The organism is Moraxella sp. K127 (assembly GCF_015223095.1).
Lineage (GTDB): Bacteria > Pseudomonadota > Gammaproteobacteria > Pseudomonadales > Moraxellaceae > Moraxella.
On sequence record NZ_JADFBZ010000099.1, the window covers coordinates 1 to 1,180 of the forward strand.

At 40.4% G+C, this 1,180-nt stretch carries 2 protein-coding genes; one reads left to right on the forward strand and one right to left on the reverse strand.

The genetic code is table 11. The features are described 5' to 3' along the window. On the forward strand, nt 1-431 hold a 431-nt coding region (locus IM753_RS12760), incomplete at its 5' end, for a hypothetical protein (RefSeq protein WP_255518678.1). A gap of 334 nt (nt 432-765) precedes the next feature. Here IM753_RS12760 and IM753_RS12765 read toward each other — a convergent pair. Continuing rightward, a partial coding sequence (locus tag IM753_RS12765) for a pilin (RefSeq protein WP_065255903.1) occupies nt 766-1,180 on the reverse strand: 415 nt, incomplete at its 5' end.

Sequence of the window (1,180 nt, forward strand, 5' to 3'; positions counted from 1 at the left end):
TTGGTATTTTGTCGTCATACCGTCTGATGGGAAGTGTACTTTCTATTTTAGCCATTTCTTTAGTTTGCCATAAGTTCGGACGGGCAATCTCTTTTTCTATTCGTCTTAGGGAGTTGATGAGTAACGAAAAATATTATCAGATTTTTATGGCTTTTATTTTTGTGTATGTGGTCGTTTCTGCGTTTTCGATAGGGTATTTGCGTTCAGCCTTTTTTACGGGTTATGATATTATTGAAGTAGAGAATCGCCCTTATTATATCTTGGTGGCAAACGGTGATGAAGGGTTTATCTTGGGTGAGAACATCAAGCATAACAGTCATTTTATCTTTTTTGATCGCAAAACTTTAAATCATTACACCATACACATCACACCATCTCCTTACCTACCCTATAAAAACCAACTATCAGCACAAATATATCACCAAGAATAAGCAATATTTGACAATTTGTATGGTAAATTCTATTCAAGGCACAACAAAGGTTTTCCGTTCGTGGTAAGCTGCCCGCCCATAACGGAGAACCGCTTCACCCGCAGGCAGGCTTAGAGCGAACGGTTTTTGTATGATTTTGATATGAATTGAGTGTGGTTAGACTTGAATATGCAACCTGAGCTGGTACGCCAAGGTTCTTTGAGTGGCGGTTTTTCTTATATTTGATGTCAATCACTCTTTTCAAGAGGTGTTAATAGTGGTTGCTGATGATGTATTTACGTAAAAAACCACCCCTTTCGGAGTGGTTTTCATCTATGCTAGATAAGCTAGATTATTAGTTACCGCCTGTGCAACCAGTTGGGTTGAACTTAACTTTGTAGTTACCACCTTTAGTGATAGAGCAGCTCCATACGCCTTGTGCGTCACGGCTTTGAGTAGCTACAGTGCCTTTGATGTCTTTGTTAGCTTTGTTACCCAAAGTAGCAGAGATAGAACCTGCACCGCTGTCTTTGAAACCGTTAATGTTAACTGCTTCCATCAAGTTAGAGCGTGGGTTGCCGTCAGCTTTAAGACCGATGTTTTCTTGAGTAGAAGAAGAGTCGCCATCAATAATTGGCTCTTTACCTTCGAACAAAGCAGCGTCTACGGCAGTTTTACCAGCAGCTAGCTCACCTACTACACGAGTCATTTGAGACTTAGAGATATAGTCTTGATAAGCAGGCAATGCGATGGCAGCTAGGATACCAATA